General features: G+C 59.4%; 40 protein-coding genes. All 40 read right to left on the reverse strand.

Going from position 1 to position 26,341, the window contains the following annotated elements; translation table 11 throughout:
• Window positions 1-409: 409 nt before the first annotated feature.
• Window positions 410-1,618: a tyrosine--tRNA ligase gene (gene tyrS, locus VJ604_RS15930; RefSeq protein WP_324084302.1), complete on the reverse strand. Its 1,209-nt coding sequence runs from the start codon at window positions 1,616-1,618 to the stop codon at window positions 410-412.
• Window positions 1,619-1,754: 136 nt separating this feature from the next.
• Window positions 1,755-2,543, reverse strand: a complete 789-nt coding sequence (locus VJ604_RS15935) for a TIGR00282 family metallophosphoesterase (RefSeq protein WP_324084221.1) — start codon at window positions 2,541-2,543, stop codon at window positions 1,755-1,757.
• Complete coding sequence (gene rny / locus VJ604_RS15940) at window positions 2,533-4,128, reverse strand: ribonuclease Y (RefSeq protein ID WP_414652456.1); 1,596 nt, start codon at window positions 4,126-4,128, stop codon at window positions 2,533-2,535. Before rny ends, VJ604_RS15935 begins: the two co-directional genes overlap by 11 nt.
• Complete coding sequence (locus VJ604_RS15945; protein ID WP_324084225.1) at window positions 4,124-4,711, reverse strand: 5-formyltetrahydrofolate cyclo-ligase; 588 nt, start codon at window positions 4,709-4,711, stop codon at window positions 4,124-4,126. The genes rny and VJ604_RS15945 overlap by 5 nt, the downstream gene beginning before the upstream one ends.
• 310 nt (window positions 4,712-5,021) lie before the next feature.
• Complete coding sequence (locus tag VJ604_RS15950) at window positions 5,022-5,273, reverse strand: cell division protein ZapA (protein ID WP_324084303.1); 252 nt, start codon at window positions 5,271-5,273, stop codon at window positions 5,022-5,024.
• A 30-nt stretch (window positions 5,274-5,303) separates the two neighbouring features.
• Complete coding sequence (zapB, locus tag VJ604_RS15955) at window positions 5,304-5,480, reverse strand: cell division protein ZapB (RefSeq protein WP_324084227.1); 177 nt, start codon at window positions 5,478-5,480, stop codon at window positions 5,304-5,306.
• A gap of 52 nt (window positions 5,481-5,532) precedes the next feature.
• Window positions 5,533-6,825 carry a signal recognition particle-docking protein FtsY gene (gene ftsY / locus VJ604_RS15960; protein ID WP_518517918.1) on the reverse strand — a complete coding sequence of 431 codons (1,293 nt, stop codon included), beginning with the start codon at window positions 6,823-6,825 and terminating at the stop codon, window positions 5,533-5,535.
• A gap of 86 nt (window positions 6,826-6,911) precedes the next feature.
• A complete protein-coding gene (locus VJ604_RS15965; protein ID WP_324084230.1) occupies window positions 6,912-7,271 on the reverse strand; it encodes a roadblock/LC7 domain-containing protein in 360 nt (119 codons plus the stop codon).
• A 23-nt stretch (window positions 7,272-7,294) separates the two neighbouring features.
• Window positions 7,295-10,828, reverse strand: a complete 3,534-nt coding sequence (gene smc / locus VJ604_RS15970; protein WP_324084231.1) for a chromosome segregation protein SMC — start codon at window positions 10,826-10,828, stop codon at window positions 7,295-7,297.
• A gap of 269 nt (window positions 10,829-11,097) precedes the next feature.
• Window positions 11,098-11,610, reverse strand: coding sequence for a 50S ribosomal protein L17 (gene rplQ / locus VJ604_RS15975; protein ID WP_324084232.1), 513 nt, complete (start codon window positions 11,608-11,610; stop codon window positions 11,098-11,100).
• Window positions 11,611-11,651: 41 nt separating this feature from the next.
• Window positions 11,652-12,671 (reverse strand): DNA-directed RNA polymerase subunit alpha, encoded by a 1,020-nt coding sequence (locus tag VJ604_RS15980; protein ID WP_324084234.1) that lies wholly within the window; start codon window positions 12,669-12,671, stop codon window positions 11,652-11,654.
• A gap of 28 nt (window positions 12,672-12,699) precedes the next feature.
• Window positions 12,700-13,326 carry a 30S ribosomal protein S4 gene (gene rpsD / locus VJ604_RS15985; protein WP_324084237.1) on the reverse strand — a complete coding sequence of 209 codons (627 nt, stop codon included), beginning with the start codon at window positions 13,324-13,326 and terminating at the stop codon, window positions 12,700-12,702.
• A 60-nt stretch (window positions 13,327-13,386) separates the two neighbouring features.
• Window positions 13,387-13,782: a 30S ribosomal protein S11 gene (gene rpsK / locus VJ604_RS15990; protein ID WP_183351003.1), complete on the reverse strand. Its 396-nt coding sequence runs from the start codon at window positions 13,780-13,782 to the stop codon at window positions 13,387-13,389.
• Between the two features lie 15 nt (window positions 13,783-13,797).
• A complete protein-coding gene (gene rpsM, locus VJ604_RS15995; protein ID WP_324084243.1) occupies window positions 13,798-14,166 on the reverse strand; it encodes a 30S ribosomal protein S13 in 369 nt (122 codons plus the stop codon).
• Between the two features lie 25 nt (window positions 14,167-14,191).
• Window positions 14,192-14,305, reverse strand: a complete 114-nt coding sequence (gene rpmJ, locus VJ604_RS16000; RefSeq protein WP_012529389.1) for a 50S ribosomal protein L36 — start codon at window positions 14,303-14,305, stop codon at window positions 14,192-14,194.
• Window positions 14,306-14,338: 33 nt separating this feature from the next.
• On the reverse strand, window positions 14,339-15,085 hold the full coding sequence (gene map, locus VJ604_RS16005) for a type I methionyl aminopeptidase (RefSeq protein WP_324084251.1): 747 nt from the start codon (window positions 15,083-15,085) through the stop codon (window positions 14,339-14,341).
• Between the two features lie 3 nt (window positions 15,086-15,088).
• On the reverse strand, window positions 15,089-15,736 hold the full coding sequence (locus tag VJ604_RS16010) for an adenylate kinase (RefSeq protein WP_324084253.1): 648 nt from the start codon (window positions 15,734-15,736) through the stop codon (window positions 15,089-15,091).
• A gap of 3 nt (window positions 15,737-15,739) precedes the next feature.
• Window positions 15,740-17,047 (reverse strand): preprotein translocase subunit SecY, encoded by a 1,308-nt coding sequence (gene secY, locus VJ604_RS16015; protein ID WP_324084254.1) that lies wholly within the window; start codon window positions 17,045-17,047, stop codon window positions 15,740-15,742.
• Window positions 17,048-17,049: 2 nt separating this feature from the next.
• Window positions 17,050-17,490: a 50S ribosomal protein L15 gene (gene rplO, locus VJ604_RS16020; protein WP_324084256.1), complete on the reverse strand. Its 441-nt coding sequence runs from the start codon at window positions 17,488-17,490 to the stop codon at window positions 17,050-17,052.
• Window positions 17,491-17,508: 18 nt separating this feature from the next.
• Entirely contained in the window at window positions 17,509-17,685 is a 177-nt protein-coding gene (gene rpmD / locus VJ604_RS16025) for a 50S ribosomal protein L30 (RefSeq protein WP_324084258.1), read from the reverse strand.
• A 17-nt stretch (window positions 17,686-17,702) separates the two neighbouring features.
• Window positions 17,703-18,191 carry a 30S ribosomal protein S5 gene (rpsE, locus tag VJ604_RS16030; protein ID WP_324084260.1) on the reverse strand — a complete coding sequence of 163 codons (489 nt, stop codon included), beginning with the start codon at window positions 18,189-18,191 and terminating at the stop codon, window positions 17,703-17,705.
• Window positions 18,192-18,212: 21 nt separating this feature from the next.
• Window positions 18,213-18,584 carry a 50S ribosomal protein L18 gene (gene rplR / locus VJ604_RS16035; RefSeq protein ID WP_324084262.1) on the reverse strand — a complete coding sequence of 124 codons (372 nt, stop codon included), beginning with the start codon at window positions 18,582-18,584 and terminating at the stop codon, window positions 18,213-18,215.
• A 23-nt stretch (window positions 18,585-18,607) separates the two neighbouring features.
• Entirely contained in the window at window positions 18,608-19,147 is a 540-nt protein-coding gene (gene rplF, locus VJ604_RS16040; protein WP_324084264.1) for a 50S ribosomal protein L6, read from the reverse strand.
• Window positions 19,148-19,172: 25 nt separating this feature from the next.
• Window positions 19,173-19,571 carry a 30S ribosomal protein S8 gene (gene rpsH / locus VJ604_RS16045; protein WP_324084266.1) on the reverse strand — a complete coding sequence of 133 codons (399 nt, stop codon included), beginning with the start codon at window positions 19,569-19,571 and terminating at the stop codon, window positions 19,173-19,175.
• Window positions 19,572-19,608: 37 nt separating this feature from the next.
• Window positions 19,609-19,794, reverse strand: coding sequence for a type Z 30S ribosomal protein S14 (locus VJ604_RS16050; protein WP_199384736.1), 186 nt, complete (start codon window positions 19,792-19,794; stop codon window positions 19,609-19,611).
• Between the two features lie 19 nt (window positions 19,795-19,813).
• Window positions 19,814-20,353, reverse strand: coding sequence for a 50S ribosomal protein L5 (gene rplE, locus VJ604_RS16055; protein ID WP_324084270.1), 540 nt, complete (start codon window positions 20,351-20,353; stop codon window positions 19,814-19,816).
• Window positions 20,354-20,368: 15 nt separating this feature from the next.
• Window positions 20,369-20,695 carry a 50S ribosomal protein L24 gene (gene rplX / locus VJ604_RS16060; protein WP_324084272.1) on the reverse strand — a complete coding sequence of 109 codons (327 nt, stop codon included), beginning with the start codon at window positions 20,693-20,695 and terminating at the stop codon, window positions 20,369-20,371.
• A gap of 21 nt (window positions 20,696-20,716) precedes the next feature.
• On the reverse strand, window positions 20,717-21,085 hold the full coding sequence (gene rplN, locus VJ604_RS16065; RefSeq protein ID WP_324084275.1) for a 50S ribosomal protein L14: 369 nt from the start codon (window positions 21,083-21,085) through the stop codon (window positions 20,717-20,719).
• Between the two features lie 21 nt (window positions 21,086-21,106).
• Window positions 21,107-21,364, reverse strand: coding sequence for a 30S ribosomal protein S17 (rpsQ, locus tag VJ604_RS16070; protein WP_324084277.1), 258 nt, complete (start codon window positions 21,362-21,364; stop codon window positions 21,107-21,109).
• Window positions 21,365-21,373: 9 nt separating this feature from the next.
• Window positions 21,374-21,562 carry a 50S ribosomal protein L29 gene (gene rpmC, locus VJ604_RS16075; protein WP_324084279.1) on the reverse strand — a complete coding sequence of 63 codons (189 nt, stop codon included), beginning with the start codon at window positions 21,560-21,562 and terminating at the stop codon, window positions 21,374-21,376.
• Window positions 21,552-21,974 (reverse strand): 50S ribosomal protein L16, encoded by a 423-nt coding sequence (rplP, locus tag VJ604_RS16080; RefSeq protein ID WP_324084281.1) that lies wholly within the window; start codon window positions 21,972-21,974, stop codon window positions 21,552-21,554. The genes rpmC and rplP overlap by 11 nt, the downstream gene beginning before the upstream one ends.
• Before the next feature lie 18 nt (window positions 21,975-21,992).
• Window positions 21,993-22,628 carry a 30S ribosomal protein S3 gene (rpsC, locus tag VJ604_RS16085; RefSeq protein ID WP_324084283.1) on the reverse strand — a complete coding sequence of 212 codons (636 nt, stop codon included), beginning with the start codon at window positions 22,626-22,628 and terminating at the stop codon, window positions 21,993-21,995.
• Between the two features lie 23 nt (window positions 22,629-22,651).
• On the reverse strand, window positions 22,652-22,987 hold the full coding sequence (gene rplV / locus VJ604_RS16090; RefSeq protein ID WP_324084286.1) for a 50S ribosomal protein L22: 336 nt from the start codon (window positions 22,985-22,987) through the stop codon (window positions 22,652-22,654).
• Between the two features lie 21 nt (window positions 22,988-23,008).
• Window positions 23,009-23,290, reverse strand: a complete 282-nt coding sequence (gene rpsS, locus VJ604_RS16095; RefSeq protein WP_324084288.1) for a 30S ribosomal protein S19 — start codon at window positions 23,288-23,290, stop codon at window positions 23,009-23,011.
• Between the two features lie 25 nt (window positions 23,291-23,315).
• Window positions 23,316-24,140 (reverse strand): 50S ribosomal protein L2, encoded by an 825-nt coding sequence (gene rplB, locus VJ604_RS16100; protein WP_324084290.1) that lies wholly within the window; start codon window positions 24,138-24,140, stop codon window positions 23,316-23,318.
• A gap of 20 nt (window positions 24,141-24,160) precedes the next feature.
• Complete coding sequence (locus VJ604_RS16105; protein ID WP_324084293.1) at window positions 24,161-24,460, reverse strand: 50S ribosomal protein L23; 300 nt, start codon at window positions 24,458-24,460, stop codon at window positions 24,161-24,163.
• Window positions 24,457-25,080, reverse strand: coding sequence for a 50S ribosomal protein L4 (gene rplD / locus VJ604_RS16110; protein WP_324084295.1), 624 nt, complete (start codon window positions 25,078-25,080; stop codon window positions 24,457-24,459). The genes VJ604_RS16105 and rplD overlap by 4 nt, the downstream gene beginning before the upstream one ends.
• Before the next feature lie 18 nt (window positions 25,081-25,098).
• Window positions 25,099-25,734 (reverse strand): 50S ribosomal protein L3, encoded by a 636-nt coding sequence (gene rplC / locus VJ604_RS16115; protein ID WP_324084298.1) that lies wholly within the window; start codon window positions 25,732-25,734, stop codon window positions 25,099-25,101.
• Between the two features lie 24 nt (window positions 25,735-25,758).
• Entirely contained in the window at window positions 25,759-26,067 is a 309-nt protein-coding gene (rpsJ, locus tag VJ604_RS16120; protein WP_324084300.1) for a 30S ribosomal protein S10, read from the reverse strand.
• 111 nt (window positions 26,068-26,178) lie between these two features.
• On the reverse strand, window positions 26,179-26,341 hold a 163-nt coding region (locus VJ604_RS16125; RefSeq protein WP_518517904.1), incomplete at its 5' end, for an EF-Tu C-terminal domain-related protein.

Genomic DNA, 26,341 nt, shown 5'->3' on the forward strand with positions numbered 1-26,341 from the left:
TACCAACCGGAGCTGACTGTCAACCAAAAGTTTTTCAGTCTCGAAATTTCTTTCGACAGTTAAAGGCTTTAAACCTTTGCCTGTCGACGGTCCATCTCGTCCAGTTCGTATGCGGTTGTCAGTGAGCCGTGCTGCGAAGTCAAACTTTATAACAGAGCATCTTGCCTCTGTCAACTTCTTTTTGTGCCAGCCGGAGAAACTTTTCTTCAAAAGGTGCCCCGGTCAGCAGCGAGGTGTGTTTATAGCAAATGGTCTTACCGGGGTCAACGCCTTTATTGTTAAATTCGGCTTAGGGAGTTTGGCCAGCGAGAAGAGGCGGTACGGAGCTGATAGTGCGGGGGACTCCTCACCCGGCCTGCGGCCACCCTCTCCCCCGGAGGGGGCGAGGGTAACCTAGAGGCACAGAGGACTAGGACAACTTTACCTTCGCGAAACGACGCTTGCCTACCTGGATGACGTATTCGCCGGCACCGAGCTCGAGGTTCTCGTCGGCGATCTTCTCACCATCGACCTTGACACCGCCGCCCTGGATGGAACGACGACCTTCACTGCCCGATTTGACCAGCTCCGCGGTGGCCAGCACCTTGAACAGCGGCATCTTTCCACCGTCAAGGGCTATGGAGACTTCAGGCATATCTTCCGGGGTCTCGTTGTTCCTGAATCTCTTAACGAAATTCTCGTCAGCAAGGGTGGCCGCCTCGGCGCCGTGGTAGCGGGCTACCATCTCACGCGCGAGCTGCTTCTTGGCTGCCATCGGGTGAAGGCTGCCGCCATTCAGGTCGGCCTTCAGCTTTTCCAGCTCGGCCGTGGTGAGGTCGCTCAACAGTTCGTAGTAGCGAAGCATCAACTCATCGGTGATGGACATGACCTTGCCGTAAATCTCATCGGCCGGTTCGTTGATCCCGATGTAGTTACCGAGCGACTTGCTCATCTTGTTCACGCCGTCCAGACCTTCCAGAAGCGGCATGGTGATGACGGTCTGCGGGGTCTGCCCCCACTCGCGCTGCAGCTCCCGCCCGACCAAGAGGTTGAACTTCTGGTCGGTACCGCCCAGCTCGACGTCGGCATGGAGTGCCACCGAGTCGTACCCCTGCACCAGCGGGTACATGAACTCGTGGATGCTGATCGGCATCTGGTTGGCGAAGCGCTTGCTGAAATCCTCGCGCTCCAGCATGCGGGCCACCGTGTACTTGGAGGCCAGGGCGATCATGTCGCCGGCGGAAAGCTTGCCGAGCCACTCGGAGTTGAAGACCACCTTGGTGAGCTCGGGATCGAGGATCTTGAAGACCTGCTCTTTGTAGGTCTCGGCGTTCCTCAGCACGTCCTCGCGGCTCAGAACCTTGCGGGTCTCGGACTTGCCGGTCGGGTCGCCGATCATGCCGGTGAAGTCGCCGATCAGGAAATAGATCTCGTGCCCCAGCTTCTGGAACTGCCGCATCTTATGCAGCAGCACGGTGTGCCCGACATGCAAGTCCGGGGCGGTCGGGTCGAAGCCGGCCTTTATCTTCAGAGGCACGCCGGTCTTGACCGACTTCTCCAGCTTCTCGACGAGTTCCTTTTCAACGAGGATCTCGACGGCACCTCGCTTGATGATTTCCATCTGCTCAGCAACAGTCATCACGTTACTACCCTCCACAAGGACTTTTGTTCGAAGCGCTTGTTCTGTCTTTAAAAATGGAAGGTGAAGGCACGCGCGGCGCCCTCACCCTACCCTCTCCCAGAGTGAGAGGTACTATACCAAATAAATCACTGGCTCACCCGCAGGGGATGTTGATCCTCTCAATCCCGACGGCAAGCCCGCTCTTCTCATCTACTTCAATGACGACGGCATTGATCCGAATATCCTTCTTGGCTATCTCGAACTTGGCGGGGCGCTGGGTGACGAACTTGTAGATCGCCTCTTCCTTCTTGACCCCTATCACGGAGTCGAAGGCGCCGGTCATGCCGACGTCGGTGATGTAGGCGGTGCCACCGGTCAGGACTCGCTCGTCCGCCGTCTGCACATGGGTGTGGGTTCCCACCACGGCGCTGACCCGGCCATCCAGATACCAGCCAAGAGAGGTCTTCTCGGAGGTTGCCTCCGCATGGAAGTCGACGAAGACGACTGGGGTCTCTTCCTTAAGCTTGGCGACCTCGCGGTCGGCGCAACGGAAGGGGCAGTCCAGGTTGTTCATGAAGACCCGCCCTTCGATATTGAGGATGCCGACCTTCACCCCTCCCGGCGTGGTGGCAATGGCGGAGCCTCGCCCAGGCGTCCCCTCGGGATAGTTGGCGGGACGCGTGATCCGCTCCTCGCGCTTGATGTACTCGAGGGATTCCTTCTTGTCCCAGATATGGTTCCCGGAGGTGAGCACGTGCACACCGCACTTGAACAGCTCCTGGGCGGTCTCCGCAGTCAGCCCGAAACCGCCGGCCGCGTTCTCGCCGTTGGCGATAACCAGGTCGACATAGTGACGGTCCACGATCCGGTGCAGTTCCCTGGAAAGCGCATCGCGCCCCGGTTTGCCGATGATGTCGCCGATGAACAGCAGCTTAACGGGCATATTCGGTTGCCCTGGTTTCCCTGATCACATTCACCTTGATCTGCCCCGGGTAGGTCATCTCGGTCTCGATCTTCTTGGCGATGTCCTTGGCGAGGACGAGGGCGCGGTCGTCGCTTACCACTTCGCTGGAGACCATGACGCGGATCTCGCGGCCGGCCTGGATGGCGAAGGAGTTGGTGACCCCGTCAAAGGAGGTGGCGATCCTTTCCAGATCGTCCAGACGCTTCACGTACGTTTCCATCATCTCGCGACGCGCGCCGGGGCGTGCACCGGAGAGGGCATCGGCTGCCTGCACCAGGACCGCCAGTACGCTCGCCGGCTTCTCGTCCTCGTGGTGGGCCATGATGGCATGCACGATCTTGGGGGACTCGCCGTACTTCTTGGCGATCTCGGCGCCGATGACGGCGTGGGACCCTTCCACCTCGTGGTCTACGGCCTTGCCCAGGTCGTGCAGCAGGCCGGCCCGCTTGGCCTGTTTTACGTTGATGCCCAACTCCGAGGCCATGATGCCGCAGAGGAAGGCGACCTCAAGCGAGTGCTGGTAAACGTTCTGGCTGTAGGAGGTACGGAACTTCAGGCGGCCGATCAGCTTCAGGATCTCCGGGTGGATGCCGTGCACGCCCAGGTCGAAGGCGGCCTGATCGCCAGCCTCCTTCATGGCCTGCTCGATCTCCTCCTGGCTCTTGGCAACGACTTCCTCGATGCGCCCCGGATGGATCCTGCCGTCGGCGATCAGCTTCTGCAGGGAGAGCTTGGCGACCTCACGCCTTACCGGGTTGAAGCCGGAAAGGATGACCGCCTCGGGGGTGTCGTCGATGATCAGGTCGATACCGGTTGCCGCCTCCAGAGCGCGGATGTTACGCCCCTCGCGGCCGATGATGCGCCCTTTCATTTCGTCGGAGGGAAGCGCCACCACCGATACGCTGCGCTCGGCCACGTACTCGCCCGCGTAGCGCTGCATGGCGAGAGCGAGAACTTCCTTGGCCTTCTTGTCGGCGGTTGCCTTGGCCTCCTCCTCCATCACCTTGATAAGCTTGGCGACGTCGAGCTTGGCCTCGTCCTCCATGGCGTCCATCAGGACCTTCTTGGCTTCCGCGGAGGTCATGCCGGCGATCTGCTCCAGCTTGGCCTTCTGCTCACCGACCATGGCGTCGAGTTTTTCTTCTTTCTGGACAAGCGACTGCTCCTTGGTCCCCAGCGACTGCTCGCGGGCGGCCAGCGACTGTTCGCGCTTCAGGAACTCAGTATCTCTCTGGTCGAACAGGTTGGTCTTCTTGTCGAGGTTTTCCTCTTTCTGCTGCAGCCTCTTCTCCAGGTTCTGCAGGTCGCGGCGCTTTTCCCGCGTATCCTCCTCGAACTGCTTCTCCAGCTCTTCCTTGGCCTGATAAACCGCATCCTTGGCCTGGACCGCGGCCTCCATCGCCATGACTTCGGTCTGGCGCTTGGCGTCTTCAATCATTTTGGCGGCCAGCGTTTCGGCGTTGGCCACCAGGGAATCGGAAAGCTTCTTACGCAGCAGATTGCCAATAACATAGCCGATGCCCGCTGCCACGAGCACCAGGATGATCGTGATGGTAATGTCAATTCTCACTTGGTTCCCCCTCACATATATTTTTATTAACGCGAACCACCCTCAACTCAGTGACGATCAGATCCATCGTCACGTCGTGCGGTTCGCCGACTATCTCCTCGACGAGCTGAAAATCGTAGCAAAAACCTACCAGCCTGCCGCTTCCTTCGAGCAGGTGCAGTGACCTGTCGTAATACCCCTTGCCGTAACCTATGCGCCGGCCACAGCAATCGAAAGCTACCCCCGGGACCACAATGACATCCGCCTCGGTGATCCGGCATGATTCGCCAATCGGCTCAGGTATCTTAAAACGCCCCGGCGCAAAGTCCGCCAGCGACCGGACCCTGCGAAACTCCAGGTCATCGTCGATCACCGCCGGAAAAAGAACCGTCTTCCCTGCGTCGAGAGCCGTCTCCGCCAACAGGGCGGTGTCGACTTCCCTTTGTACCGCTGCGTAAAGGGCGACCGTCTTGGCGCGCTTGAATTCAGGAAGCGCCAAGCACCGCTTTTGCAGGGCCAAGCTTTTTTCGGCCGCCAACTCCAGCGCCAGTTCGCGGCGTTTGGCAAGCGTGACGGTTCTCAGGGTGCCTTTTGGCATAGGTTGTTACATCCGTGAAGCAAAAGAAAAGGGGGTGGACGCAGAACGTCCAAGAGACAGGTACTCTTTGGGGGGAATGCTGATGAGGAACGGGTGAGGCGTTGACAGTATCGATAGAAGGGCCGCGTTCAAGAGAAGCGCCATTGAACTTTATGTAATGCAGCCATTAACCTCAGGACATGACTCTAGCGTCTTCAGGCTACTATCAGCAAACGTGGGGAAATCTACCACGAATATTCTGGCAAAGCTTTGCAACCGTACAATTCTCATCTGCTATATGTTGAAAATCTCCCGCAAGAGACCTGAAACTTCAGACTGCGCCGTCGAGCTTATCAATCAATGCGGAAATGCGTGTCCTGCATGCTTCCCGCTCTTTTTCCAGTTCCTTCTGTGCCGACAAAAACGCCTCGGCGAGGTTCATCATGGCAAGGATCGAAACGATCTGGCTGTCAGCGCCGCTCACCGCAGCCGCAGCCTCTGCCAACTTCTCGTTGACCACGGTTTCCACCTGCGCCACCAGCTCCGGAGAAGAGACACTCTTCACCTGGAGATTTCTCCCCATCACCGTAATGCTGTGTGTCGCAAGCAACCGTTAGACCCCTTCCAGTTTCTGCAAAATCGAATCGAGCCGGGACCTGAAGTCCACCCTCTCCTCGCTCAGGCGAACGTTTTCCTCTTTGAGCCTGCTGTTTTCGAGCTTAAGCTCCTGGATGGCAGTCACCAATGAATGTATCCGCCCCTCCAGCTCATTAAATAATTCAGCGCTCATCTTTTCACCTTTTGCGGCGAATATTAGGCAATAAGTACGTAAAAGTCAAGGATTATTCAAAAAGAGCGTCCACAAATTGAACAGGATCGAACGCCCTGAGATCCTCTACAGATTCGCCAACGCCAATGAAACGGACCGGGAGGGAGTATTCATGACTCACCGCCACCACGATCCCGCCCTTGGCACTGCCGTCCAGCTTGGTCAGCACCACGCCGGAGACGTCGGCCGCTTCCTTGAAAAGCTTGGCCTGCGAGAGGGCGTTTTGGCCGGTAGCGGCGTCCAGCACCAGCAGCGTCTCGTGGGGGGCATCGGGGATTTCCCGGGTCAACACGCGGCGGATCTTTTTCATCTCCTCCATGAGGTTGACCTTGGTGTGCATACGGCCCGCGGTGTCGATGATGAGCACGTCGGTGCGGCGGGCGAGCGCCGCTTTGCAGGCATCAAAGACGACCGCGGAGGGGTCGGCCCCCTCCTTGTGCCGCACGATGTCGGCGCCGACGCGGTTGGACCAGAGTTCCAGCTGCTCGGCCGCTGCGGCGCGGAAGGTGTCGGCGGCCGCCAACAGGACCTTTTTGCCCTCTCCGGTGTACTTGGCGGCAAGCTTGCCGATGGTGGTGGTCTTGCCCACGCCGTTCACCCCGATCACCAGGATGACGAAGGGACTCTTTGCGGTCACCACCAGCGGTGCGGAATGGGCCTGCAGCCGGACCTGGATCTCCTCCTTCAGCGCCCGCTTGAGGGCATCCCCGTCCTGAAGTTCGTTTCTCTTCAGGCGCTGCTCGAGGGTTCTGATGAGGTCAACGGTGGTCTTCACACCGAGATCAGCCGTGATCAGGATCTCTTCCAGCTCCTCGAGGGTGTCGGTATCGATCTGCTTCTTGCCCAGCAGCAGGGTGTCCACACGCCCGACGATGCTCTCGTGGGTTTTGCTGAGGCTGCGCTTGAGCCGCTCGAAAAAGCTCGGTTTGGCGGCAGGTTCCGGAATGGGAGCGGGCGTAACCGGTGCCGGCGTAACCGGTGCCGGCGTAACCGGTGCCGGCGTAACCGGTGCCGGCGTAACCGGAGCGGGTGTAACCGGAGCAGGAGCAGCCGGAGTAGGAGCAACCTGAGCGGGGACCGGCGCCTCGGGCTGGGGCACCGGTACCGGTGCAGGCTCCGACACTACCGGAGTCTGGTACTGATCCTGGGACGGAGGGGGCACCGGAGTAGAGCCAGCAGGGGTCGGTGTGTACGGCTGGGTCGTCCAACTCTTAGCCGGCGCCTCGGCGGCTCTTTCCTCGGCCGGGATCACCTCCTCCCATGCCTTTTCGAGCTCCTCCTGGGGTTCCTCATCCTCAGCACCCAACGCTTTAAGGATATCCTCTGGCTCCTCCAGCGGTCCCAAGCCTATTTTTTTAAGAAGACCTTTGAAAAAACCCTTTTCCTCGGCCATCAATATATCTCCTTCTCCAAAAGAGCTGCCGTTTCGCGGAAATTGTGAAGCGCCAAAAGCGGCAACGCGTCTTTGGTCATGGTCATAACGAGCGCATACTCGTTGCCGATCGCACCCACGATGGCGTGTTCCGCATCGGTGCTGATGAGGCTCTCCTGCACCTGGCCGGCCTCGTGCTGTTGATACATCTCTTTCAGCCGGGTCAGCAGGATTCCCCAGTGGGCGGCGGTCACCTTGATTTCGAAGGGATCGCCCTGGCAATGCTGCTCTACGGCCTCCCCTTCCCAGTCGGCCAGGATGGCACCGGTGGCTCCCGGCACGGACTCCACAAGGTTAGTCAGAAGTCTCTTGAAAGGCAAGGCAGGCTCCTAATAAAAAATAATCAGCAGTTCAGACGAACCGACACCAGCTTGGAAACGCCCGGCTCCTCCATGGTGACGCCGTAGAGGGTATCGGCGACGGCCATGGTGGCGCGGTTGTGGGTGATGATGATGAACTGGGAGGTTGCACTCATCTCCCGCACCATATCGTTGAAGCGTCCGATGTTGGCATCGTCCAGAGGGGCGTCGACCTCGTCCAGCAGGCAGAACGGCGAGGGCTTGATCAGGAAGATGGAGAAGATGAGGGCAACCGCGGTGAGCGCCTTCTCGCCACCGGAGAGAAGCGAGACGTTCTGCAGCTTCTTGCCCGGCGGCTGCACGACGATTTCCAGGCCCGTGGTGAGGAGATCCTCCTCGTCGGTGAGCCGCAGCTCGGCCTGGCCGCCGCAGAACAGCCTGGGGAAGACCGTCTGGAACTTCTCGTTCACCAGGTTGAAGGTCTCCAGGAAGCGCTTTCTGGTGGTGCGGTTGATCTTCTGGATCGCCTTCTGCAGCGAGTTCATGGACTCTTCCAGGTCGTCGCGCTGGGTGGAGAGGAAGCCGAAGCGCTCCTCCATCTGCTTGTACTCTTCGATGGCCATCAGGTTCACTTCGCCCATCTCGTCGACAGCCTTTTGCAGCTCGGACTGGCGCGCCCCGCGCTCGGCCTCGTCCCATTCCATATCAGCATAGCCGGCCAGGGCCTCGGCAACCTCCATGCGGTACTTGTCCCGCAGGGTCTCCTCCAGGTGGGTGAGCTTCATGCCGAGTTCGGAAAGTCGCAGGCTGCGCGTGTTCAGTTGATCGCGCAATGCACCCGCATCCGCGCGCACACCCTTCAGCTGCTGCTCCTCTTCCTGAACGGTGGCCGCTTCGGCCTCGTAGCGCTCCTTGACCAGCGCCAGGGCGCGCTCACTCTCAAGCTGGCGCTCCACGATGCCGCGCAGCGCCTCTTCCCCCTGGGCGATGGTCTCCAGCAGGCGGACGCGGTCGGTTCCGGAGCCCTCAACCTCCCTGCTTCTGGAGGCGATACGGGCCTGCAGGTCAGCGCAGAGATCCTCTACCCGCCGGTGTGCCCGTTGGGCGGAGTCCCCCTTTTCCTTGAGTGCCGCCACTCGCACCTTCAGCGAGGTCACCAGCTCGCGGGCCTCCTCCATCTCGTAACGGGATCCTTCCAGTCGGCTCTGCAGCGCCTCGACACGGGCCTCCAGCCCGAGCTTGCGCTCCTCAGCCTGCGCCTTCTTGGCATCGGCCTGGCTCAGCTCCTTGGAAACCAGCGCCTGCTCTTCGGCAAGCTGCTCCTCTTCCATTTCCCGGACTGCGCCGTTTTCCTCGATGCGACGGCATTCCGCAGAAGCGCTTTGCAGGTCCTTCTGGGTGTTGAGGATCTTGATCTCAAGGCGGTGCAGCTCCTGACGCAGCTCGACCCGTTCCGCTTCGGTGTCGGCAATCTGCCGCCGCCTCGCCTCGCGTGCCTCACTCAACTGCTGGACCTCGGCGCCCAGCCGCTCGACATCGCTCCCCAGGGCCTTGATCTCCCGCTTCTTATGAATGATCCCCTGACGGGCAGACTCGGAGGAGCCGCCGTTCACGATGCCGCCGGCGTGGACCAGGTCTCCGTCGGGGGTGACGAAGGTACAGGCGGGGAATCCGGAAGCCAGGGTGACCGCCTGCGCCAGGTCGCGTACCAGGTAAGCCCCGCTGAGAAGCGGCTCCACCAGGTGCGCGAGGTGGCCGGGCACCTTCACCCGGTCGATGAGAGGCGCCGCCTCCGCCGGCGGCTGGCCGGGGAGATGGCACCAGGGAGCCGAGGTCACGAAGCTGCAGCGGCCACCGGAGCTCCCTTTCAGATGAGCGACCGCCTTCAGCGCAGATTCCGGGGAGCCGCAGAGAAGGTACTGCAGGCGCTCTCCCAACACCGACTCCAGCGCGACCTCGCACTCCTCCTCGACCTCCAAGGCGTCGGCCAACATGGTGAACTGGGCGTTACGGAAGGGCTCGGCTGTGAGCAGATTGCGCACACCCTGTCCGTACCCTTCAAACTGGGCCTCCAGCTCCTGGAGGGACTTGAGCCTTGAGGCCGCGGACGAAAGCTGGTCGCGCCGTTGCTGGAGGACCTTTTCCCCGCTCTCCTGGGCCTGCTTGAGTTCGGCCTCGCGCGCAATAACCAGGGTCAGTTCTTCATCAGTCAATTCCTTCTGGCGCGCCTGCTGTTCGGCTTCGGCCTTCAGGGCCTCGACCTTCTGGTTCGCCTCCATAAGGCGCTCGCCCAGAAGCACCCGCTCTCGGGCGTTGGCCTGCAGTCTTTCAGCGATGGAGGAGAGCCGCTTGGCGGCAGCGGCATGCTGGTTGGTCGCCTGAGCCCCTTCCGACAGGGCAGTGAACAGTTCGCGGCGGGCCTCATCCAGCTCCCGGGTAACTCCGGCCTCAGAAGCCACCATCTCATCAAGCAGCTCTTCCCGATTGGCTAGCGCCTCGCTCTCGGTGGCGGCCTCTTTCTGGTAAGCCGCCTGCTGCTCCGAAAGAGAGGCCAACTCCCGCTCTGCTTCAGCCAGTTGGTCGCGCAGGCCCTGCAGTTCTTCCTGGAAGCGCTCGCCCTGCCGCTCCAGGTTCGCCAGCTCGCGGCGCTGGAACTCGAGGCGGTTTTCGCCTCCCTGCAACTCCCCCTTCCAGCGAAAGATCTCCTCCTGGGCCGCGGCTAGCTGCCGCTCGGTCTCGACCAGGGAGATCCGCTTCCCTTCAATGGAAAGCTCGGCTTCCTCGATGCGGCCGGTAAACTGCCGTACCCGCTGCTCCAGGTCGGCGATCTCGGCCTCCAGCCCCACCCGCTCCTTGTCGACCGCCACGTATCCCTTGGCGGCAAAGAGCAGTTCGATTTCCTTCAGCTCAACCCTCAGCTCTCTGAAACGCTCGGCCTTCTTGGCCTGACGCTGCAGACCGTTCATCTGCCGCTTGATCTCGGAGATGATGTCACCGATCCTGAGCAGGTTCTGTTTGGTGGCCTCGATCTTCTTGAGCGCAACCACCTTCCTCGCCTTGAACTTGGTGACGCCCGCGGCCTCCTCGATCAGGAAGCGCCGCTCCTCGGGCTTGGCGTGCAGGATCATGCCGATCTTGCCCTGCTCGATAATGGAGTAGGCGCGCGCACCGATGCCGGTGTCCATGAACAGCTCGGCCACGTCCAGCAGACGGCAGGGGGTCTTGTTCAGAAGGTATTCGCTCTCGCCGTCACGGTAAAGGCGGCGGGTGACCTGGATTTCGGCGAAGTTGAGGTACTTGGCGGGGACCCGGCCGTCCTCAGTGGAGAAATAGAGGGAAACTTCGGCCATGCCGAGCGGCTTGCGGAACTCGGTGCCGTTGAAGATGATGTCTTCCATCGCCTTGCCGCGCAGGTTTTTGGCGGATTGCTCCCCCATCACCCAGCGGATGGCGTCACAGACGTTGGACTTGCCGCAGCCGTTAGGGCCGACCACGCCGGTGATGGCCTGGTTGAAATCGAGGGAGACTTTGTCCTGGAAGGATTTGAAGCCTTGTATTTCGAGCCGTTTGATCTTCATGAGCCGCATATACTAGCAGAGAGCGGGTTTTTATGTAAAGGCAAAGATCGTAAACGGGAGGATGGATGAAAGAAAGAGTGATAACGCGGGGCTATGACAGTGGAGGTGGGGAAAGTGTGAGAAGGCAAATCCCCCCTGCCCCCCCTTTAACAAGGGGGGGACGTTGATGGGCGGTGATTGACTTAGGGGTGCGGGAGTTTGTCGACGTAACAAAAAAAAAGAGGCACGGGTTCCCGTGCCTCTTTGGTAACATCTTTTCCAACCTCAGCCTAGGCCTCGGTGGTCTCCTCGGCAGCCTCGGCAGCCGGTGCTTCAGCAACCGGGGCCTCTGCGACCGGAGCGGCTTCCACGGCCGGAGCCGGGGCAGCGGCTTTCTTGGCCTTGGGGGCCGGCTTGGCAGCGGCCTTCTTCGGCTGCATTTCCGCCTCGACCAGCTCCAGGATGGACACCGGAGCATTGTCGCCCGGACGGATGCCGAGCTTGATGATCCTGGTGTAGCCGCCCGGACGCTCAGCGTAACGCGGAGCGATGGTGGTGAAGAGCTTGGTCACGACCTTCTTGTCGCGGATGTAGGACGCAGCCTGACGGATGGCGTGCAGGTCGCCTTCGCCCCTCTTGCCAAGGGTGATCATCTTCTCGGCGATGGAGCGCAGCTCCTTGGCCTTGGCGTCGGTCGTGGTGATCTTTTCGTGCTCGAGAAAGGAGGTAACCATGTTCCTGAACATGGCGATCCTGTGGCTTGTGGTCCTACCAAATCTTCTACCCGCGCTTTTGTGACGCATATCTTTTCACTTCCTTTCGATCTAAAAATGAAAGTCTTGGACTATTCTTCTTTCTGCTCGCCCCTCAGGCGCCTCATGATTTCCGGGTCCGGGAAGTTGTCGAGCTTCATCCCGAGGGTGAGCCCCATGTCGACCAGGATGTCCTTGATCTCGTTGAGCGACTTCCTGCCGAAGTTCTGGGTCTTCAGCATCTCGGCTTCGGTCCTGGAGACCAGTTCGCCGATCAGCTTGATGCCAGCGTTCTTCAGGCAGTTGGCGGAGCGTACGGAAAGTTCGAGCTCGTCCACCGAACGGTAGAGGTTCTCGTTGAAGCGCTCGCGCTCCTCTTCCGGCTCTGCCTCCTCCTGCGGCTCCACGTCCTCATCGAAGTTGATGAAGATGGAGAGCTGATCCTTGAGGATCTTGGAGGCGTAGGCCACGGCGTCCTGCGGCTTGACGCTGCCGTCGGTCCACACTTCGATGGTCAGCTTGTCGTAGTCGGTGATCTGACCGACGCGGGCATTGGTGACCGTGAAGTTGACCTTGTGGATGGGCGAGAAGATGGCGTCGATGGGAATGGTGCCCACCGGTGCCTTCTCATCGCGGTTTCTGTCTGCCGGGACGTACCCCTTGCCGACCTTGACCACCATGTCCATCTCAAGGTTCGCGTCCTTGGAGCAGGTCGCGATGTGGTGTTCCGGGTTCAGTATCTCAACGTTCTGATCGGTGATGATGTCCTTGGCCTTGACGACGCCTTCGCCCTTCTGCACGATCCTAATCATCCTGGACTCGTTGCCGTGCACCTTGAGGCGCACACCCTTGAGGTTCAGGATGATGTCGGTCATGTCTTCGGTAACGCCGGGGACTGCCGAGAACTCGTGCAGCACACCCTTGGCTTTTACGGAGACGATCGCGGCGCCCTGCAGGCTCGAGATGAGCACACGGCGCAGGCCGGTACCGAGCGTGGTACCGAAGCCCCTTTCAAACGGCTCTGCGTAAAACTTACCGTATGTATTCGTGAGCGTTTCTGTCTCAACCTGGAGCTTCTTCGGTCTGATCAGATCGCGCCAGTTTCTATACATTTAGTTCCCCCTGTATCGGTTGTGCACCTTACTTGGAGTAGAGCTCGACGATCAACTGCTCCTGGATCGGCATGGTGATATCTTCGCGGACCGGCATAGCCTTGATGGTCCCCTTGAAGTTATCCTTGTCGAGTTCAAGCCACTGCGGAATGCCCCTGCGTACTACGGCTTCCAGGGATTCGCTGATGACGGCGATCTTGCGGCTCTTCTCGCGAAGCTGCAGCACATCGCCGGCTTTGGCCTGGATGGAAGGGATGTTGACCTTCCGGCCGTTCAGGGTGAAGTGGCCGTGACGCACCAGCTGACGTGCTTCGGTGCGGGAAGATGCGAAACCGAGACGGTAGACCACGTTGTCGAGCCTTCTCTCCAGGATGAACAGGAGGTTCTCGCCGGTCACGCCTTTCATCCGGTCGGCCTGCTCGAAGTAACCACGGAACTGGTTCTCGAGGATGCCGTAGATGCGGCGAACCTTCTGCTTCTCACGGAGCTGGACCCCGTAATCGGAAACTTTAACGCGACCCTGACCGTGCTGACCCGGCGGATAGGTCCTTCTTTTCATACCGCATTTATCTGTAAAGCAGCGCTCGCCTTTGAGGAAGAGCTCTGCTCCCTCACGTCTGCACAGCCTGCACACAGGCCCTGTATACCTAGCCAATGAAGACCTCCTTGATCCTTACTGATTATTCCTGAAGCTAAGCGACGGAAGTTTTCCGGCTTAGACTCTTCTTCTCTTCGGGGGACGGCAGCCGTTGTGCGGGATCGGGGTGACGTCGCGGATGAAGCTCACGGCGAAACCGGCGGCCTGCAGGGCGCGCAGTGCGGACTCGCGGCCGGAGCCGGGGCCCTTCACGTACACCTCGATGGTGCGCATACCGTGCTCCTGCGCCTTCTTGGCTGCATCTTCAGCGGCCATCTGGGCTGCGAACGGGGTGCTCTTCCTGGAGCCTTTGAAGCCTTTGGCCCCGGAGGTGCACCAAGCCACCACGTTACCGACCGGGTCGGTGATGGTGATCATGGTATTGTTGAACGTCGCCTGGATGTGCGCGACGCCAGTGGGAATGTTCTTTCTCTCTTTTTTCTTCTTAACGACCTTCTTAGCCGGGCTCGCCATTATTCCTCCGGAACCTTATTTCTTCTTGCCAGCGACCGTACGAGCCGGCCCTTTTCTGGTGCGTGCATTGGTCTTGGTGCGCTGTCCACGGCACGGCAGACCTTTCCTGTGACGAAGGCCGCGGTAGCAGCCGAGATCCATGAGACGCTTGATGCTCATGGAGATGTCACGACGGAGGTCACCCTCGACCTTGACATTCTTGTCGATGTACTCCCTGATCTTGGAGACTTCCGCCTCGGTCAGGTTGTCGCAACGGGTGTCGAAGTCGACGCCGGTCGCCTTGAGAATCTCCTGGGACAGAGACCGGCCTATGCCGTAGATGTAGGTAAGTGCGATCTCTATTCTCTTATTCTTGGGTAGGTCTACCCCTGCGATACGTGCCAATGCCCGCTCCTCCTAATGGTTACTCTTAGCCCTGTCTCTGTGAATGCTTCGGGGTTTCGCAAATGACCCTGACGATGCCCTTGCGCTTGACGATTTTGCACTTCACACAGATCTTCTTAACAGATGCTCTAACCTTCATGGTGTACTTCCTTTCGAAAACGTATTGCGAACCTTAAAGTTGCGTCAAAATTTCGGGGCCGTGGTCGGTAACCGCGACCGTATGCTCGAAGTGGGCGGAGAGCCCGCCGTCTATGGTGACCGCGGTCCAACCATCTTCCAGCACCTTCACATCGAAGCTCTTCTCGTTGATCATCGGCTCGATGGCCAGCACCATGCCGGGCTTCAGCTTGGGGCCTTTGCCGGGAGAGCCGAAGTTGGGGATCTGGGGCCCCTCGTGCAGCTCCTTGCCGATGCCGTGACCGACGAAATCCCTGACCACCGAAAACCCGCGCTCTTCCACGTAGCTCTGTACGGCGTTGGAGACATCGGAGAGACGGTGCGAGGTGGTGCAGGCATCGATGGCGCGGTAGAGAGATTCTTCCGTCGCCTTCATCAGCCTTTGCGCTACCTCGGAGACCTGCCCGATCGGCAGGGTCACCGCTGCGTCCCCGTAGTAGCCTCCGTAGATCACGCCGAAGTCCAGGCTCACGATGTCGCCAGGCTTCAGCACCCGTGCGGAGGGCATGCCGTGGACCACTTGTTCGTTCACAGAGCAGCAAAGCGAAAAGGGGAAGCCGCTGTAACCCTTGAAGGCCGGTTTCGCCTTCCGTTTCAGCGTCTCCCTTTCCGCGTATGCATCAAGTTCTATCAGCGCCACACCAGGTGCGGCAATCTCTTTCAGGCCGGCCAGGATCTCCGCTACCATGCGCCCCGCAGAGCGCATCTTCTCGATCTCGGCAGGCGACTTGAGGACGATCACCTTTTACGCCTGGATGGCCGAGAGGATCTCGGTCTGCACGCCGTCCACGGTACCCAGCCCGTTCACGGAACGAAGCAGGCCACAGGATTCGTAGTAGGCGATGAGCGGCGCGGTCTGCTCTTCGTACACTGCCAGCCGGTGCAGAATAGTCGCCTCTTTGTCATCCTCGCGCTGGAACAGTTCCGTTTGGCAGCTGTCGCAGATACCCGCCACCTTGGGGGGCGCGTAGTCGATGTGGAAGACGGCGCCGCACTTCGGGCAGGCACGGCGGCCGGTCAGCCGCTTCAGGAGCTCGGCCTTGTCGACCGCCAGCGAGATGACGTGATCCACACAGCGATCAAGGCCGCTCAGCACCTGGCCGAGCGCGTCGGCCTGCGCCACGGTGCGCGGGAAGCCGTCCAGGATGAAACCCTTCTGGCAGTCTGCCTGCGCCAGGCGCTCCTCGACGATGCCGATCACCACGGCGTCCGGCACCAGCGCGCCGGCGTCCATGTAACCCTTGGCCTTGACACCCATCGGGGTCTGCTCTTTAACGGCAGCCCGCAGTATATCGCCAGTGGATATCTGCGGGATCCCGAACTTCTCTATCAGCAGTTTCGCCTGGGTGCCCTTGCCGACGCCCGGCGGGCCCAGGAGGATCAGATTGGTCATGTTCTATTTCCTTCCCTGGATACGGACGCCCTTCATGAACCCTTCGTAGCTACGGGTGATCAGGTGCGCCTCGATCTGGGCCAAGGTGTCCATACCGACGCCGACCGCGATCAACAACGCCGTGCCGCCGAAGTAAAACGGCAGGTTGAACTTCCCGATCAGGATCGAGGGGAGCACACAGACAGCCGAGATGTAGATAGCACCGGCGAAGGTCAGCTTGGTGAGCACCGAGTCGAGGAAGTCGGAGGTCTCCTTGCCGGGGCGGATCCCGGGCACGTAGCCCCCCTGCTTCTTCACGTTATCGGCGACGTCAACAGGGTTGAATGTGACAGCCGTGTAGAAATAGCAGAAAAAGATGATAAAGGCAACATAAAAAATGTTGTAGATCCAGTTGCCGGGGGTCAGGCTCTTCGACACCCGCTGTACCCAGGGGATGTTGATGAAGTTGCCGACGGTGGCCGGGAACATGATGATCGACGAAGCGAAGATGGGCGGGATGACGCCGGCCATGTTCACCTTGAGCGGCAGGTGCGAGGTCTGCGCGCCCACCGTCTTCAGGCCGACCACCCTTTTGGCGTAGTGGATCGGGATCCTGCGCTGGCCGCGCTCGATGAAGACCACCGCGGCGATCACCAGGAACATCATGGCCGCAACCAGCAGGAGCACCAGGATGGAAAGCTCGCCGGTCTTGATGAGCCGAGCGCTGTTGCCGATGGCGGTCGGGATGCGGGCCACGATGCCGGCGAAGATGATCAGCGAGATGCCGTTGCCGATACCCTTCTCGGACATCTGTTCGCCCAGCCACATGATGAAGGCGGTGCCGGCGGTCAGGGTGATCACGGTCATCAGCCTAAAGCCCCAACCCGGGTTGGGGACCACCAGCTCGCCTGCCGGGCCCCTCATGGCCTCCAGGCCGATCGAGATGCCGAAGCCCTGGATCACGGAGAGCACGATGGTGCCGTAGCGGGTGTACTGGGTGATCTTCTTCCTGCCGGCGTCACCCTCCTTGGCGAGCTTCTCGATGGCGGGAAGCACCACCTGCAGGAGCTGGAAGATGATGGAGGAGGAGATGTACGGCATGATGCCGAGCGCGAAGACCGCGAGCTTCTCGAGAGCCCCACCGGTGAACATGCCGAACATCCCGAGCAGAGTTCCCTCCGCCGCCTTGAAGAAGTGCGCCAGCGCCTGGGTGTCCACGCCGGGGACCGGGATGTGACACCCGATCCGGTAGACGGCCAGCGCGGCCAGCGAAAACAGCACCCTCTTCTTGAGTTCCGGGATCTTGAAAATGTTCTGGAAGGCTTCTAACAAGACTAGATCTCCTCGACGGTTCCACCTGCGGCAGTAATCTTTTCACGCGCGGTCGCGCTGAACTTGTGGGCCTTCACGGTGAGGGCGCGGCTCAGGTCGCCGGTAGCCAGCACCTTGATGCCGTCGCAGACGTTCGAGATGATGCCGCTTTTCAGCAGCGCCTCGGCGTCCACCACGCTGCCTGCCTCGAAGACTTCCAGCTGGCAGAGGTTCACCAGGGCGTAGACCTTCTTGGTGAGCGGAGTGAAGCCGCGCTTGGGAAGACGACGATGCATCGGCATCTGGCCGCCCTCGAAGCCGTACTTGATGGAGCCGCCGGAGCGTGCCTTCTGCCCCTTGTGACCCTTGGTAGCGGTCTTGCCGTGGCCGGAGCCGGTGCCCCTGCCGATGCGCTTTCTATCCCTGGTCGACCCGATGGCCGGTTTGATGGTATTCAATTCCATTTTTATCACCTTTAGCGATTACTCTTCGACTTTGACCAGATGGGCGACCTTGGCGATCATGCCGCGGATCTCGGGGGTGTCCTGCAGGACGACGGTCTTCTCACGCTTGGTAAGCCCCATGCCGAGCAGACGGTTCTTCATCTTCTCGCTCTGGCCGATGTGGCTCTTTATCAGGGTGACCTTGAGTTCAGACATTTCTCAGCTCCTTGGTTCTATTCGGTGAGACCGCGGCGGGCCATCAACTCTTCCGGGGTCTTCAGCAGGCTGAGACCGGCGAAGGTGGCCTTGACCACGTTGTGCGGGTTGTTGGTACCCAGGCACTTGGCAAGCACGTTGTGCAGACCGGCGGCCTCGAAGACGGCGCGGGCCGCACCACCGGCGATCACGCCGGTACCGGCGGAAGCCGGCATCATCAGCACCTTGCCGGCGCCGAAGTGGCCGAGGATCTCGTAGGGGATGGTCTGGCTGCCGACGATGGGAACCTTGATCAGGTTCTTCTTGGCCTGCTCGACCCCCTTGCGGATCGCCTCCGGGACTTCGTTGGCCTTGCCCAGGCCGTATCCAACCACACCGTTACCGTCGCCTACCACCACCAGGGCGGAGAAGCTGAAGCGGCGTCCACCTTTGACAACCTTGGCAACGCGGCTGATATGGACGACCCTGTCGGTAAGATTCATTTCACTGGCATTGATCTTAAGCAAACCTATTCCTCCTTACCTGCCCTAGAAGAGCAGACCGTTTTCGCGTGCGGCTTCAGCCAGAGCTTTGATCCTACCGTGGTAGAGGAAACCGTTACGGTCGAAGACGACCGATTTGATGTCCTTCTCGAGGGCCTTCTTGGCGATGGCGGCGCCGACCTTGGCGGCTGCGTCGACGTTGCCGGTGTACTCCAGTCCTTCAGCCACCTCGCCCATCACGGTGGAGGCGGCTGCCAGGGTGGCGCCGGTGGTGTCGTCGATCAGCTGTGCGTATATGTGGCGTGCGCTCTTGAAGACGTTCAGTCTGGGACGTTCCGGCGAACCGGTGACCTTCTTCCTGACCCGGGTCTGTCTTTTAAGACGGGCGGCCTGTTTTTTTTGGGCGAGAGAACTCAAGGCACTTCTCCTTAGCTTATGTGCTATTTTTTACCGGTCTTACCGGCTTTTCTCAGAATGGTCTCGTCAGCGTACTTGATGCCTTTGCCCTTGTAGGGCTCCGGTCCGCGGAAGTCGCGGATCTTGGCGGCAACCTGACCGACCAGCTCCTTGTCGATACCGAGAACTTTCAGCTTGGTCATCTTGTCGACTTCGACGGTGATGCCGGCCGGCAGTTCGAAATTGATCGGGTGCGAGTAGCCCAGCGAGAGGTTGAGGACGTTGCCCTTCACCTCGGCGCGGTAACCGACGCCGTTGATCTCGAGAGCGGTCTCGAAGCCCTTGGAGACGCCGGTGATCATGTTGTTGATCAGGGTCCGGGTCAGGCCGTGGGCGGCGCGGCTCTTGGTGGATTCGTCGGCACGGGTCACCTTGACCTGGCCGTCGGCCACCTCAACGGAGATGATGTCGACCAGGGTGCGGGAGAGCTTGCCTTTCGGCCCCTCGACCTTGATCTCCGGCAGGTCGCATATGACTTTCACCCCCGCGGGGATCGCGATGGGAAGTTTTCCTATTCTAGACATGCAAAGCTCCTTAAAGCTGAAATCGCTACCAGACCGTGCAGAGGACCTCGCCGCCGATGTTCAGCTCGCGTGCGGTCTTGTCGGTCACCAGGCCCTTGGAGGTGGAGAGGATGGCTACGCCCAGACCGTTTTTCACGACCTTGATCTTGTCGGCGTTGACGTAGACCCGGCCGCCCGGCTTGCTGATCCTCTTGATCTCATTGATGACGGGTTCCTTCTCATCGATGAACTTGAGGTATACCCGCAGAATCCCCTGCTTGCCGTCAGCAATGACCTTGAAGTTCTTGATGAACCCCTCGGTGCGCAGAACCGTGGCAAGGCTCACCTTGAGGTTCGACGAAGGGATGTCCACTTTCTGGTGTTTTGCCATACCAGCGTTCCTGATTCTGGTCAGCATGTCGGCTACTGGATCTGTCATGCACATATGAAACTGCTCCTCTATTATTCCTGAATCGGACTTTTTACCAGCTGGATTTTATCACGCCCGGAATCTGACCGGAGTTAGCGAGCTTTCTCAGGCAGATCCTGCACATGTCAAATTTCCGGTAGTAAGCTCTGGGACGGCCGCACAGCGGGCAGCGATTGCGATCGCGCACTTTGAACTTGTTGCCCCTCTGAGCTTTTATGATCATCGATGTCTTAGCCACGGACTTCCTCCAAACGTTATTAGTTTCTGAACGGGAGTCCCAGGAGCTTAAGAAGCGCCTTGCCTTCCGCGTCGGTCTTTGCAGTGGTCACGATAGTGATGTTGAGACCCTTGATCTTGTCGACCTTGTCGTAATCGATCTCGGGGAAAATCAGCTGCTCCTTGACGCCCATGGAGTAGTTACCCTTGCCGTCAAAGCCCTTGCCGGAGATCCCTTTGAAGTCGCGCACGCGCGGCAGCGAGACGGAGATCAGGCGGTCCAGGAACTCGTACATCTTCTCGCGACGCAGCGTGACGCAGCAGCCGATCGGCATACCCTGGCGCAGTTTGAAGCCCGCGATGGACTTCTTGGCCTTGGTGATGACCGGCTTCTGGCCGGCGATGGCCGCCAGTTCCTCGGTGGCGGAATCCAGGATCTTGACGTTCTGGATCGCCTCGCCCAGACCCATGTTCAGAACGATCTTGGTGATCTTGGGGACTTCCATGATGTTCTTGTAGTTAAAGTCCTTCATGAGCTGAGGGACCATCTCGCTATTGTAAAGCTCAGCTAGCCGTGCCATTCAAATCCTCCAAAACTATTTATCAAAGGACTCGCCGCATTTGACACAGCAGCGCGCCTTCTTGCCATCTTCCAGGACGGTGACCTTGGTTCTCACCGGCTTCTTGCACTTCTCGCACAGAAGCATCACGTTGGAGATGTGCACCGGGGCCTCTTTCTCCACGATCCCACCCTGCTCGCTCCCGCGGGCCTTGGTGTGGCGCTTCACCACGTTGATCCCTTCGACGATCACGCCGTCTTTCTTGGGAACAATGGAGACCACCTTACCGCTCTTGGACTTGTCCTTGCCCGAGATCACCACGACGGTATCGTTCTTTTTAACATGTAGCTTTTTGCCCAGCATCGTTATTCTCCAGGATCTAAATTAGAGTACCTCGGGGGCGAGGGAGATGATCTTCATGAACTTCTTGGCGCGAAGCTCCCTGGCGACCGGTCCGAAGATACGGGTGCCCACCGGCTCTTTGGCGTTGTTGATGACCACGCCCGAGTTGGTATCGAAACGGATGTAGGAACCGTCGGGACGACCGACTGCCTTGGCGGTGCGGACCACGACGGCCTTCACCACGTCACCCTTTTTCACCTTCGAATTGGGGATCGCTTCCTTGACGGAGGCGACGATGATGTCGCCGATCCCGGCATAGCGCCGCTTGGAGCCGCCCAGCACCTTGATGCAAAAGAGCTTCTTGGCGCCAGAGTTGTCGGCCACATCCAGTATTGTCTGCATCTGAATCATTGTAAACTCCCAGCGAAGGCCTTAGGCCTTCGACTCGATAATCTGTCTGATCTTCCAGCGCTTGTCCTTGGACAGGGGGCGGGTCTCCACGATGAGGACCTTGTCGCCGATCTTGGCGTTGTTCTCCTCGTCGTGCGCCTTGTACTTGGCGCTACGCTTGATGTATTTATTGTAGACGGGGTGCTTGACCAGACGGTCGACCTTCACCACCGCAGTCTTCTCCATCTTGTCGCTCACGACGATCCCGATCTGGGTTTTTCTGCTGCCTCTTTCGCTCATGGCTGTCTCTTACCCTCTCTTTTCGCGAAGTATGGTCTGCACCCTGGCGATGTCCTTCTTGAGAAGGGAAAGCTTGGAGGTGTTCTCCAGACGCCCGGTGTGGAGCTGGAACCTCACGTTGAACAGCTCCTTGGTGAGTTCCGCGCTCTTGGCCTCCAGCTCGGCTGCCGTTTTGTTCTTCAGTTCACTAGCCTTCATTGTTTTCCATCCTTGAAATGAATTTAGTGCCGAGCGGAAGCTTATGTGCTGCGAGCCTGAAGGCTTCGCGTGCTACTTCCTCGCTGACCCCTTCCATCTCGTAAAGGACACGGCCCGGCTTGATCACGCAGACCCAGGAATCCGGCGAGCCCTTGCCCTTACCCATACGGGTCTCGGCAGGCTTGGCGGTGAGGGGCTTGTCCGGGAAGATGCGGATCCAGATCTTGCCGCCCCTCTTGATGTAACGGGTCATCGCGATACGGCCCGCCTCGATCTGGCGGGAATCAAGCCAGCCGCACTCGGTGGCCTGCAGACCGAACTCGCCGAAGGCAAGCGATACGCCGCGCTGCGGGGTACCGGTCATGCGACCCTTCATCTGCTTTCTATGCTTAACTTTCTTGGGCATTAACATCGCACAAAACTCCTGTAACTATTTTTTAGCGGCGAGCACTTCACCCTTGAAGAGGAGCACCTTGACGCCGATGATACCGTAGGTCGTCTTGGCTTCTGCGAAGCCATAGTCGATGTCCGCACGCAGCGTGTGCAGCGGCACCCTCCCCTCGCGGTACCATTCAGTCCTGGACATCTCTGCCCCGCCCAGGCGGCCCGAGCAGGTGATCCGGATCCCTTTGGCGCCGAACTTGAGCGTCGAGGTGACGCTCTTCTTCATGGCGCGGCGGAACGCGATACGGCGCTCGAGCTGCAGCGCGACGTTCTCGGCCACCAGCTGGGCATCCAGTTCCGGCTTGCGGACTTCCTGAATGTTAAGATAGACCTCTTTGTCGGTGAGCTTGGCCAGCTCCTTCTTCAAGGTCTCGACCTCGGAGCCCTTCTTGCCGATGATCAGCCCGGGACGCGCGGTGAAGATATTGATCTTCGCCTTGCCGGCGGCACGCTCGATCTCGATCTTGGAGACGCCGGAGTTATACAGCCTTTTCTTGAGGAATGCGCGCAGCTTGATGTCCTCATGAAGAAGCGCCGCATAATCTTTTTCTGCGTACCATTTGGAATCCCAGCTCTTGATGACGCCAAGCCTGAAACCTATAGGATTAACTTTCTGACCCAAAACCTCACCTCCGACCGGTTAGCTTATTTCTTTTCCGCCAGCACCACGGTGATGTGGCTGGTCGGTTTCCTGATTTTGCTGGCACGCCCCATGGCACGGGGAGTGAAGCGTTTGAGAACGGCGCCGCCATCGACGAAGATGGTCTTGACGTAGAGGTTGTCCACGTCGGAGACACCCTTCTGCTCGGCGTTGGCAACGGCCGAGGAGAGGAGCTTCGAGATGAGCTTCGCCGAGGGCTGCGGCGAGAACTTCAGCGTATTGAGCGCAGTCTGAATGCCCTTGCCCCTGACGAGATCGACGACCAGACGGGTCTTTCTCGGCGAGAGACGGACAGAGGATAATTTAGCCGATGCTTCCATTACATGACTCCTTTAAGAACCTTACTTCTTCTTCAGCTTGCTCTTCTTGTCAGCAGCGTGACCGTAGAAGGTTCTGGTAGGGGCGAACTCGCCCATCTTGTGGCCGACCATGTTCTCCGTGACGAACACAGGGATGAACTTCTTACCGTTGTGCACCGCGAAGGTGAGCCCGATGAAGTCCGGGGTGATGGTCGAGCGGCGCGACCAGGTCTTGATCACTTTCTTGGAGCCGGCCGATTCAGCCTGGACCTTCTTTTCGAGGTGTTCGTCGACGAAAGGCCCCTTCTTAATAGATCTTGCCATCTTTAAAATCCTCTATCCGGATGAATTATTTGCTGCGTCTTTTCACGATGAAGCGGGTGGACGTCTTGTTGGTGCGCGTCTTGTAACCCTTGGTCGGGATACCCCACGGGGTTACCGGGTGACGGCCGCCAGAGGTACGGCCTTCGCCACCGCCGTGCGGGTGGTCGACCGGGTTCATGGCGACGCCGCGGACGTGCGGGCGGATGCCCAGCCAGCGGGAGCGGCCGGCCTTACCGATGGAGACGTTCTCGTGGTCCGTATTGCCGACCTGGCCGATGGTGGCCTTGCAGTCGAGCAGGATCATGCGGACTTCGGAGGAGGGGAGCTTCACGGTGGCGTACTTCCCTTCCTTGGACATCAGCTGCGCGAAGGTGCCTGCCGAACGGGTCAGCTGGGCGCCCTTGCCTACCTTCATCTCAACGTTGTGGATGATGGTACCGAGCGGGATGTAACGGATGGGGAGCGCGTTGCCCGGCTTGATGTCGGCCTGGTTCGAGGAGAGAATGGTATCCCCCACTTTGAGGCCGAGCGGTGCCAGGATGTAGCGCTTCTCGCCGTCCACGTAGTTCAACAGAGCGATGCGGGCAGAGCGGTTCGGGTCGTACTCGATGGAGACGACTTTCGCCGGGATGTCGACCTTGTCGCGCTTGAAGTCGATGATCCGATACTTCTGCTTGTGACCGCCGCCCACATTACGGGAGGTGATACGTCCGTTGGAGTTCCTGCCGCCCGATTTCCTGAGGTTCTCGCAAAGAGACTTCTCAGGCTTAGTGGCGGTGATCTCTTCGAAGGTGGAGCAGGTCTGGGCCCTTCTCCCCGGAGATGTCGGTTTGTATGTCTTGATAGCCATTTCTTAAAACCCCCAGATTTCTATGCTTCGAAGAAATCGACGTCGGAGCCCTCTGCGAGGGTTACGTACGCCTTCTTCCAGTTGGAACGTTTGCCGAGGCCGTGGGCGGTGCGCTTGGTCTTGCCGGCTACGTTGACAGTGTTGACGCTGGCGACCTTGACCGGCTTCTCGGCGGTGCCGAACAGCTTCTCGACGGCGGCCTTGATCTCGATCTTGTTGGCTGCGCCGTTCACCACCAGGGCGATCACGTTATGCGCATCCTTCTCCACCGTGGTCTTCTCAGTGATGAGAGGCTTCTTTATGACGTCATAGATATTCATGACTGTAACACTCCTTCAACCCTGCGAACGGCAGCCTCGGTGAAGACGACGCTCTGGTATTTCATGATGTCGAAAATGTTGAGACCTTCCGGACCGGTCACCTTGACGTTCTTCACGTTACGTGCGGAGAGCTCCAAATTGGGGTTCGCAGTATCGGTGATGACCAGGGTCTTGTCAAGGTTAAAGGCGTTCAAGACTTCCACGAAGCCCTTGGTCTTGACCGCCGGCAGCTCGAAGCTGTTCAGGACGGTGATGGCGTCCTTCTTGTAGAGCATGGAGAGCGCGCTACGCAGAGCAGCTTTACGGGCCTTCTTGTTCATGGAGAGGCTGTAGGTCTTCGGCTGCGGACCGAAGGCCACGCCGCCGCCCGGGTACTGCGGAGCACGACGGCAGCCCTGGCGTGCGTTGCCGGTGCCTTTCTGCTTGAAGGGCTTCTTGCCGGAGCCGGCCACCAGAGCGCGGTTCTTGACCGCCACGGTGCCCTGCCTGCGGTTGGCGAGCTGGATCTTGACGGCTTCGTGGATCAGGTACTCGCGCACGTCGTCGTTGAAGACGGCGTCGTCGAGCTCGATCTCGCCGACTTTGGTTTTCTTGATGTCAAATACGTCTAACTTAGCCATGTCTATCTCCAGCCCCCGTTATCGCACGGTCTTGACGCTGTCCTTGAGGACAACGAGGCCGTTGGCAGAACCGGGGATCGCTCCACGGATCAGAATCAGATTGTCAGCGGCGTCCACGCGCACTACCTGCAGGCGCTGCACGGTCACCTTCTCGTTGCCCATCTGGCCAGGCATCCCCTTGTTCTTGAAGACCCTGGAGGGCCAGGCGGAGCAGCCGATGGAGCCCGGAGCGCGGTGGAAACGGGAGCCGTGGGAGGCGCGGCCACCCTTGAAGCCCCAGCGCTTGATGACGCCCTGGAAACCTTTACCGATGCTGGTGCCGGTCACGTCGATGAGATCGCCGGCTTCGAAAACGGAAGCTTCGATCACATCACCGACGTTGTAGGCATCAGTGTTGTCCATTCTGAGTTCGCGGTAGTGGGTGAACACCCCCTGCCCGGCGCCTTTGCAGTGGCCGACCTGCGCAGCGTTGGCGCGCGAGGCTTCTTTCGGCCCGAAACCTACCTGGATGGCGACGTAACCGTCTTTCTCCACACTCTTCTTCTGGAGAACCACGCAGGGCCCGGCTTCGACGACGGTGACGGGGATCCGTCTGCCGTCTTCGGCGAATATCTGGGTCATGCCCAGTTTTTTCCCAATCAATCCCTTATTCATGGTCGACTTCCCTATCCTTAAGTATTAAAGCTTGATCTCGACGTCCACACCTGCGGAGAGGTCGAGTTTCATCAGCGCGTCAACGGTCTGCTGGGTCGGTTCGAGGATGTCGATCAGACGCTTGTGGGTCCTGATCTCGAACTGCTCGCGCGACTTCTTGTCGACGTGGGGTCCACGCAGCACGCAGTACTTGTTGACAACGGTCGGCAGCGGGATCGGGCCTGCCACGCGGGCGCCGGTCCTTTTCGCGGTGTCGACGATCTCGCCAACGGAAGTATCAAGCAGCTTGTGGTCGTATGCTTTCAAGCGAATTCTAATTTTCTGACTAGGCATCTCTTCCTCGTGATGAAACAAGTTTTACAGTTTACAGCCGACAGTTCCCGGCGAGACCACAACTGCATCCCACCGGGAACCGAGGTGCTGAAAACCGGATTTTGGTACTGCTTACTCGATGATGGAGCTGACGACGCCTGCGCCGACGGTGCGGCCGCCTTCGCGGATTGCGAAGCGGAGACCTTCGTCCATGGCGATCGGGGTGATCAGGTTGACGGTGATGGCGACGTTGTCGCCCGGCATCACCATCTCGGTGCCGGCTTCCAGGTCAACC

This window comes from Geomonas sp. (assembly GCF_035254065.1).
Lineage (GTDB): Bacteria > Desulfobacterota > Desulfuromonadia > Geobacterales > Geobacteraceae > Geomonas.

Coding starts and splice junctions, on each gene's coding strand:
- rplP (WP_324084281.1), bottom strand. CDS start 21,974: ATGTTAATGCCCAAGAAAGTTAAGCATAGAAAGCAGATGAAGGGTCGC.
- rpmD (WP_324084258.1), bottom strand. CDS start 17,685: ATGTCTGAACTCAAGGTCACCCTGATAAAGAGCCACATCGGCCAGAGC.
- VJ604_RS16105 (WP_324084293.1), bottom strand. CDS start 24,460: ATGAATATCTATGACGTCATAAAGAAGCCTCTCATCACTGAGAAGACC.
- rplB (WP_324084290.1), bottom strand. CDS start 24,140: ATGGCTATCAAGACATACAAACCGACATCTCCGGGGAGAAGGGCCCAG.
- VJ604_RS15935 (WP_324084221.1), bottom strand. CDS start 2,543: ATGCCCGTTAAGCTGCTGTTCATCGGCGACATCATCGGCAAACCGGGG.
- rplC (WP_324084298.1), bottom strand. CDS start 25,734: ATGAATAAGGGATTGATTGGGAAAAAACTGGGCATGACCCAGATATTC.
- rplV (WP_324084286.1), bottom strand. CDS start 22,987: ATGGAAGCATCGGCTAAATTATCCTCTGTCCGTCTCTCGCCGAGAAAG.
- rplO (WP_324084256.1), bottom strand. CDS start 17,490: ATGGAATTGAATACCATCAAACCGGCCATCGGGTCGACCAGGGATAGA.
- rplE (WP_324084270.1), bottom strand. CDS start 20,353: ATGGCACGGCTAGCTGAGCTTTACAATAGCGAGATGGTCCCTCAGCTC.
- VJ604_RS16010 (WP_324084253.1), bottom strand. CDS start 15,736: ATGACCAATCTGATCCTCCTGGGCCCGCCGGGCGTCGGCAAGGGCACC.
- rpsJ (WP_324084300.1), bottom strand. CDS start 26,067: ATGCCTAGTCAGAAAATTAGAATTCGCTTGAAAGCATACGACCACAAG.
- rpmJ (WP_012529389.1), bottom strand. CDS start 14,305: ATGAAGGTTAGAGCATCTGTTAAGAAGATCTGTGTGAAGTGCAAAATC.
- rplN (WP_324084275.1), bottom strand. CDS start 21,085: ATGATTCAGATGCAGACAATACTGGATGTGGCCGACAACTCTGGCGCC.
- VJ604_RS15945 (WP_324084225.1), bottom strand. CDS start 4,711: ATGCCAAAAGGCACCCTGAGAACCGTCACGCTTGCCAAACGCCGCGAA.
- rpmC (WP_324084279.1), bottom strand. CDS start 21,562: ATGAAGGCTAGTGAACTGAAGAACAAAACGGCAGCCGAGCTGGAGGCC.
- rplD (WP_324084295.1), bottom strand. CDS start 25,080: ATGGCTAAGTTAGACGTATTTGACATCAAGAAAACCAAAGTCGGCGAG.
- VJ604_RS15980 (WP_324084234.1), bottom strand. CDS start 12,671: ATGTATAGAAACTGGCGCGATCTGATCAGACCGAAGAAGCTCCAGGTT.
- rpsK (WP_183351003.1), bottom strand. CDS start 13,782: ATGGCGAGCCCGGCTAAGAAGGTCGTTAAGAAGAAAAAAGAGAGAAAG.
- rplF (WP_324084264.1), bottom strand. CDS start 19,147: ATGTCTAGAATAGGAAAACTTCCCATCGCGATCCCCGCGGGGGTGAAA.
- rpsQ (WP_324084277.1), bottom strand. CDS start 21,364: ATGAGCGAAAGAGGCAGCAGAAAAACCCAGATCGGGATCGTCGTGAGC.
- zapB (WP_324084227.1), bottom strand. CDS start 5,480: ATGAGCGCTGAATTATTTAATGAGCTGGAGGGGCGGATACATTCATTG.
- rpsS (WP_324084288.1), bottom strand. CDS start 23,290: ATGGCAAGATCTATTAAGAAGGGGCCTTTCGTCGACGAACACCTCGAA.
- rplX (WP_324084272.1), bottom strand. CDS start 20,695: ATGCTGGGCAAAAAGCTACATGTTAAAAAGAACGATACCGTCGTGGTG.
- rpsH (WP_324084266.1), bottom strand. CDS start 19,571: ATGTGCATGACAGATCCAGTAGCCGACATGCTGACCAGAATCAGGAAC.
- tyrS (WP_324084302.1), bottom strand. CDS start 1,618: ATGACTGTTGCTGAGCAGATGGAAATCATCAAGCGAGGTGCCGTCGAG.
- rplQ (WP_324084232.1), bottom strand. CDS start 11,610: ATGCGTCACAAAAGCGCGGGTAGAAGATTTGGTAGGACCACAAGCCAC.
- smc (WP_324084231.1), bottom strand. CDS start 10,828: ATGAAGATCAAACGGCTCGAAATACAAGGCTTCAAATCCTTCCAGGAC.
- VJ604_RS15950 (WP_324084303.1), bottom strand. CDS start 5,273: ATGGGGAGAAATCTCCAGGTGAAGAGTGTCTCTTCTCCGGAGCTGGTG.